Here is a 6718-nt window from a genome sequence, read left to right on the forward strand (position 1 = left end):
TTACCCCCCTCAGTCATGGCGCATACTTGAGCGCTGACGCGCACGGTTTTCACGGTCGAGTTTATCGACAGCCTCACGCAGCTGACGGTCGAGGTCGCTGCCCGGCGCGATGCCACCATTCAGGTTGATGTTATATTCTGGCTTGCTCTGGTCGACGTAAGTCTTACCAGTGGGCGCGGTAACTGGCTGATATGCCTGATAACCGCCATATGTTGAGGTTGCCGGAATATAAGATTTATTTTGCGAGCCGGTGGCGGCATTAGCTTTTGCGGCCTTCTGGTCAAGGTCGCTCGATTCTTTATTGATAACCCCGAGCTTTTCCAGTAACCAGTTAACGCCGGTACGCAGTGTATTAAAGCTTTTGAGCGGCAACATCAGCGCTTCGGCCAGCAACTTACCGAACATCACACCCGCATTTTTGCAGCTGTCGAGCGTATCCTGCGTCGCCTTAACCGGTGCGATCAGGTCTTTGAACCACTGCCAGACCCCGCGTAACTTCTCCATGAAAGAATCAAACACCGGCGCAAGCGGTGCGAAAATTTCCGCCACCGGCGCAAAGGCCGCTTTAAGTCCCTCAACCACGCCTGAGAAAAATGCGCTTATTGGCTCCCAGTATTTGCGAATAAGCAGCGCACCGGCGACGATGGCAACCCCAATAGCGACAATCGGCCAGGTAAGCGCCCCGAGCACCGAAACAATGGCCGTTCCCATTGCGGCCAGATTTGTACCGAGAAAACCGGCAGCGGCGATAATCACGTTGATGCCCGTTACCACCGGCCACGCTATCAGGCCAATCCCGGCCAGCACGCCAATCAGCGCCAGCCCACCACCTGCAATTAACCCGATGGTTGACGCAAGTTCCTTATTGTTTTTGATCCAGTCATCAAGTTGTAAAACGTACCGTGTGGCTGTTTGGGTTAATTTTCGTAGAGAGCTATCTTGCTGGTCGTATAGGTCTGTGCCGACGGCCTCATAAGCTGACTGGAATTCTTTGAAGTCACCGCCGAGGTTGTTCTGCATGATTTTAACCAGCTCAGCAGTTTTCCCGTCCGAGGCTTTCAGTGTTGCAGTGAGCTTATCTAGCTTGCCGCTCGCAGCAGCAGCGAGTAACACGTTTGACGATTTAAGGGCTTCCTCTCCGAAAATTGTTTTGAGATATTCCCCCTGCTGCGCGTTACCGAGTTTGTGCTTATCGAAACTCGCCTGAATTTCTTTCAGGATGCTAAATACCGGGCGCATATTGCCCTTGCTATCAGAGGTCTTAACTCCCAGCTCTTTGAGTGCTGTCCACGCTTTCCCGGTTGGTGCCTGCAACCGGCTGACGACAGCACTGCTACCAGTACCAGCCATTGAGCCTCTGATATTGTTGTCATGCAGCACACCGGTCATTGCTGCAGCTTGCTCAAGACTTACCCCGGCGGTTTTTGCTACCGGCCCGAGATATGTCAAAGCATCACTGAGACCTTGAAAGTCAGCAGCAGATTTATTCATCGTGGCTGATAGCACATCGCCAACATGGCTAACGTCACTATTCTGCAGTTGAAACGCCGCTTTTGTTCCAAGCAGTAATTGGGCGTTTTCCTCCATAGACCTTCTGTTAGCCAGTGCCATATCGAGTGTGACAGGCGTCGCTGCCTGTATTGCGGCAGCGTCACCTCCAGCTTTCGCGATAATAATTTGCGCGCCTGCGGCATCATCTGCAGACGCGGCAGTATTGTCCCCGAGCTGGCGCGCCTGTTTACGCAGCGCCTCCATTTCTGGCGACTGTTTATCGACCCCGAGAACGGCCTGCAGCTCAGAGTTTTTCTGTGCAAACGAATAGCCAGGCATCAGCAGTTTTACCCCGGCCATTGTTCCCGCCGTGGCGATACCTACACCGGCAGCACCTGCAGCGGCCATATTGCCAGCCAGCTCCTTACCTGATTTATATCGTTCTTTTACCTGGCTTAATTTCGCCTGCTGTGCACTGACCCGCGCCAGTGCCTCGCGCTGCCGGTTGAGCTGTGCAGTCGTCTCACTGATGCTGGTTTTCAGACGGCGCTCGTCTGCCGACAGGGTGCGGGTATTAATACCGGCCTGCGCGAGCTCGGTGCGCTGCCGCTGTACCGACTGCCTGAGGCTGTTGTATTTGAGCTGCAGGTCAGCGGCGGATTTCTTTGCCGCCTCCATCGCGCGCGCCTGCGCGGTTGTGGGGTTCTGCGTGTTTTTAAACTGGACGGCCAGCGCTGCGGCTTCCTGTTTAGCCTTGTTAAGCGACTGGCCGGTCACGGCAAGCTGTGCGCTCGCTTTCCTGAATCCGTCAATTCGGGACGCCTGCGCATTCAGATCGCGCAGGCTGTTTTGAGAAGTGCGGATATCGCCGGCAAGGGTCTTGCTGGCAGTCTGGATAGCTTTGAGCGGTCGGCTTGCCCGGTCTACTGCGTTTAGCAGTACCTCAATCCTGACGTTATTGCTCATGGTGGTGTCCGCTTCGCTGCAGCGCCTTTTCGCGCCATGTGATGAGCTCGGTCACGCTCAGGGAATTCAGCTCTGATGGCGGCCAGTGAAATATCACCGCGATATCCGCCATCAGGTCATCGACCGAAAGGTTATCGGGGAATGTCAGCGAGCCGAAGATGGTGACAAAAAACCGACCACCTTACCGGCGAACAAAATCAGGTCTGACGCTTCCAGACGCATGACCTCATGCTCGGTGAGTGCCGGGTACGTCATACGCGGCAGCACCTTAATCAGCGCGTCAACGTCTGAGTTTGCCAGCGACGCCAGACTCACGCCGCGCAGGGTTCCCGCGTTGGGTCTGGTGACGGTCACCTGCTCGATTTTCTGCTCACCGCGCATGACGGGGTTATCGAGGATCACAATGTTTGAGTTTTCGGTTTCGGTGGTGGCGGTTTCGTTGATGTTTTCCATGATGTTGCTCTCTTTGAATGTGAGTAAGTGACCGGCCAGCCTGGCTGACCGGTTAACGGGTTACAGGCCAATCGCCCGGCGGTGCTCAGCGAGACGGTCGACGCCGTCGACTTTCATCACCATGTTGACGACGTCAATCTCGATGACCTCTTTGCCGTCGATCGTGAGCTGGTAGTACGAGCACTCGGTCGCGATTTTGGTCGTGCCGCTTTCGCCCTGTTTGTTCTCGCCGCCGTCGTACTCCTTGTGACGGCCACGCATGACCACCTCAACGGCGGAAATTTCGCCGGTGTCATCGCGCTGGAAAGAGCCTGTGAAGCGCAGCGGCACGCTGTCGGCACCCGGTGACGCGTACTGCGCCCACAGCGCGACGTCAGGCAGACCGCCGAGAGTCCACTCAAGCGACAGCGCGTCGTCATCGAGGCCGAGGTCAATCGAGACCGAGCCCGGCATCCCGCCGCCACGGTATTTCTCAAGCTTACGGGTCAGCTTTGGCAGGGTGACGGATTCAACGACGCCCATGTAGCTGAGACCGTCGTTAAACATGTTCAGGTATTTCAGTTTGCGTGGTAACGCCATGTTCTGAGCTCCTTAGCTGTTTACCGAGTCTGACAGGTCTGCCAGATAGGTATCGGTGATGCGCTGGCGCAGGGTCAGGTTTTCCAGCGGCGGAACGGGGGTGTAGTCGTAATCGATATACAGCTTCCCGGCTTTCAGGGTTTCCACGGTGTTTGACTCCGGGTCGTACCAGCATGAGCCGTCAACGATATAGCCGTTGTTTTTCAGCTCGCGGAATTTGGCATTGATACCGGCGACGATGTCGCGGATGAGCGTTGCGGAAACGGGTTTATCCATCGCCCACGCGTGCGCCTCCGCCATCGTGTCGGCCAGCACCTGCGCCGTGCGGGTGTAGTTTTCAAACACGAATAACGGATCGTCCGAGCAGGTGCGGTTACCCCAGAATTTAAAGCCGTCGTTGCGGATGAGCGTTGTCACCCCGGCCTGATTCAGCAGGTTGGCGTCGGTAGCCTGCTCCTGCAAATCCCATGACACCGAGGCACTAACGCCGGTGACGCCATTCACGCCAACGTTAGACAGCGTTTTGTGCCAGCCGATTGTCTGGTCGATTCTGGCGCGCAGGCCGAGCGCGCGGGCGGTCGCCCATGCGGTCTGGGTTCCGTTTGTCGTGGTGTCCCACGCCAGAAAATCAGGGTGAATGACCATCAGCTCGCGCTGGCTGAAGTTCTCCCGATAGGCGATCGCCTCGGAAATGGTCTTGCAGCCCCACGCGCTCACATAGCCGAACGCGCGCAGGCTCTGGCAGGTTGACGCGAGCGCGGTCGCCACTTCCTGAGAATCCAGCCCCGGCACGCCGAGAATGCGCGGCTTAACGCCGGTGACGGTTTTCGCCGTTAACAGCGCTTTCAGCCCGGTGTATTTGCCGTTTTCGTCGGTCGTGCCGATGATGTTGGAAATGGTTTCTTTCTGCGCCGCTTCCGGGTCTTCCGGGTCTTCGGTGCCTTCGGGAACGCGCACCACCACAATGACCGGCTTGCACTGGTCGGCAATGGCCTGCAGGGATTTTGCCAGCGTGCCTTTTTTACCGGCTTTCCCGATCGCCGTTTGCACGCTGGTAATCAGTACCGGCTCGTTTAAGGGGAATGTCTTTGCGTCAGCATCGCTGGCCGTGCAGACCATGCCGATGATGGCCGTCGAGACGGTGGAAATGGTGCGCGTGCCATCGTTAATCTCGATGACCTCGACGCCGTGATGATAGTCGCCCATCTGTTTAACTCCGTGGTTAAGGGGTGCGACTATTTTCTGTTGTGTGTGGGGAGCGAGAAACGTAACACCGTTGGAATGGGGACAGCACAACGGACAGTTAGCAGTTGAGGCGGCGGGGAAAGGTGATTGATCGTTTTGAACGAGCAATCATGAGTAATTGATCGCTGATAACCATTATCAATGAGTGGATATTATCGCTATCGTTGCGCCATTAGCGAGGTGACAACGATGACGATTTTACTCTGGATAACAGGCGGTCTGACAGCATGGGGGATTTTCGGTTTTTGCTGGCTCAAATTCTTTGCCGGTGATGAAACCGAAAAAGACTATGAAGAATGCCCCTACGATTAAACCCGCTTAACGCGGGTTTTTTATTATCGGGTTGCCGGTGGCTCAGGCCAGACAATTTTAGCGGCATCACTGACAGTAATCCGGTTCAGGCTGACCCTGTATTTTTTCCACTCATTTAACAGCGCCCTCTCTTCGTCAGTTTCAATCCCTAAATCTGACGCATCCTGCAGGGGTGCCATCGCGATTTTGGCCTCCTCGAGGAGCTCCTTCCTTTTTTGCTCGGCAAGCTCGGCCGCATCAGGACGAATATCGGTAAATACCCCATTCTGAAACGTGTAGTTTCCAATGACATTTTCGGGGATGCTTTCGGGGTCAACCTCATAAACGCTTCGCCCCTCCATCATTCCCATAAGGGTGACATCGGTCTCGCAGGCAATCACAATCCCTGCGGCATCGGTGGCAATTGCGCCTTTCCAGTCGCGCAGGGTTTCGTACCAGTCGCGCCCGTGGATATCCTGAAAATAAAGCCCCGTGCGCATGACGCCGTTAATTTCGACATGTTCATATTTATAAATTACAGGATTGATGAAAGTATCCATAATTAATCCCCGACATTAATCCAGCTATTAGCCTGTTTATTGAAATACTGCATCTGGCGATAATAGACGCCCAGCTTTCGCCCGTCGCTTCGGCCTTCCATCGTAATACCTGTAACAGTGCACCCGGCTGGTGATTCCCAGTTGCCGAAAAATACGTCTGTCGGGTTCTGTAGTTGCTGCCCGCCGCGCCTGATGCCGTTAACCATGCCAAAATTAGCTATAGTCCAGGAAGGTGTCGCAAAGCTCCCAATTGCCCAATTTGTCGTAGCCAGACGGATCAGATTCCCGGTAGATTCCTGACGCATATAAGGGGCTGAGGAGTTGTCGGCTTCAAGCCCTACGTAAGTAATACAGTCTCTAAGTGCATATTGTTTAGGCGGGTTATTTGATGAATAGACCCGCACGTTAGGAGTATCAAAAACCCCAGCGCCAGCTACTACTTTGTCACCTGCCTGAAATGCACCGGAAGATATTAAATTACCATCTTTATCTATTTTTAAGCGCGTATACCCGTTGTGCTGAAATACTAAACCGTTTGTGCCGCTACTATCGTCACGGGTGATGCCGACTGTAAATTTATGACCGTACCAGTTAAATTCAACACCTGACACAACCCCGCCTTCTCCAGCCTGTACATTATAAAGAGCAGACATATTTGATTCTGTTGGTATGGTTTCGACTCTTCCGAGTCCGAAGGTGGCGTTATAATTACCACCATTTACAGCAACCGCACCAATATCCGAAGGGGCGGGTTTGTTTGCAGTGTCATACTGCTTTGCCCATGGCGTCCATGTACCATTATAATAAATACGGATATATGAGCGTGAATCGGCATATATCCGGTATATCTGCGTAACACCTGCATGTTTGTATACTTCAAGCGACCCGGCCACCGTTTCGGGATAATTAGCTCCAGCTTGCGCCTGCGAATTGGATGACTGGTAATATAGCCCCGGTGTAGTAAAGCTATTCAGATCGGCAGCATTTCCAATCAGCACGGCCTGACCGTTAAAAATGTCCTGAGAAGTGATATTGATATCTTCTGCCAGCGCTCGCCCGTTAACCTTCCGCCCTGACGGCACGCGGCCATTTGCATTGTCATTCGCCGCCTTGACCGCTTTCGGTGTGGCGGC

Annotated in this window: 8 protein-coding genes; 1 reads left to right on the plus strand and 7 read right to left on the minus strand. The window is 54.2% G+C overall.

Annotated features, from left to right (window positions below; all coding sequences use genetic code 11):
• Window positions 1-9: 9 nt before the first annotated feature.
• Genes INF68_RS15440 through INF68_RS15460 form a run of 5 tightly spaced genes read right to left on the minus strand, consistent with a single transcriptional unit; the run spans window position 10 to window position 4695 of the window.
• Entirely contained in the window at window positions 10-2457 is a 2448-nt protein-coding gene (locus INF68_RS15440) for a phage tail tape measure protein (protein WP_193525342.1), read from the minus strand.
• Complete coding sequence (locus INF68_RS15445) at window positions 2447-2605, minus strand: GpE family phage tail protein (protein WP_240326290.1); 159 nt, start codon at window positions 2603-2605, stop codon at window positions 2447-2449. The genes INF68_RS15440 and INF68_RS15445 overlap by 11 nt, the downstream gene beginning before the upstream one ends.
• A complete protein-coding gene (locus tag INF68_RS15450) occupies window positions 2602-2910 on the minus strand; it encodes a phage tail assembly protein (protein WP_155033015.1) in 309 nt (102 codons plus the stop codon). Before INF68_RS15450 ends, INF68_RS15445 begins: the two co-directional genes overlap by 4 nt.
• A 60-nt stretch (window positions 2911-2970) precedes the next feature.
• On the minus strand, window positions 2971-3489 hold the full coding sequence (locus INF68_RS15455) for a phage major tail tube protein (RefSeq protein ID WP_063960159.1): 519 nt from the start codon (window positions 3487-3489) through the stop codon (window positions 2971-2973).
• A 12-nt stretch (window positions 3490-3501) separates the two neighbouring features.
• The gene (locus tag INF68_RS15460) at window positions 3502-4695 is read right to left on the minus strand and encodes a phage tail sheath protein (protein WP_193525343.1); all 1194 of its coding nucleotides are present in this window, start codon (window positions 4693-4695) and stop codon (window positions 3502-3504) included.
• A gap of 228 nt (window positions 4696-4923) precedes the next feature.
• On the opposite strand from INF68_RS15460, the gene INF68_RS23430 reads away from it, so the two are divergent.
• Complete coding sequence (locus INF68_RS23430) at window positions 4924-5046, plus strand: hypothetical protein (protein ID WP_255518592.1); 123 nt, start codon at window positions 4924-4926, stop codon at window positions 5044-5046.
• Window positions 5047-5069: 23 nt separating this feature from the next.
• Here INF68_RS23430 and INF68_RS15465 read toward each other — a convergent pair whose 3' ends face one another.
• Both INF68_RS15465 and INF68_RS15470 read right to left on the minus strand, forming a co-directional pair.
• Entirely contained in the window at window positions 5070-5585 is a 516-nt protein-coding gene (locus INF68_RS15465) for a tail fiber assembly protein (protein WP_193525344.1), read from the minus strand.
• Window positions 5586-5587: 2 nt separating this feature from the next.
• Window positions 5588-6718, minus strand: a 1131-nt coding sequence (locus INF68_RS15470) for a tail fiber protein (protein ID WP_193525345.1), incomplete at its 5' end; no start/stop codon positions are given.

The sequence above is a fragment of the Enterobacter cloacae complex sp. P16RS2 genome, assembly GCF_014982155.1.
Lineage (GTDB): Bacteria > Pseudomonadota > Gammaproteobacteria > Enterobacterales > Enterobacteriaceae > Enterobacter > Enterobacter cloacae_M.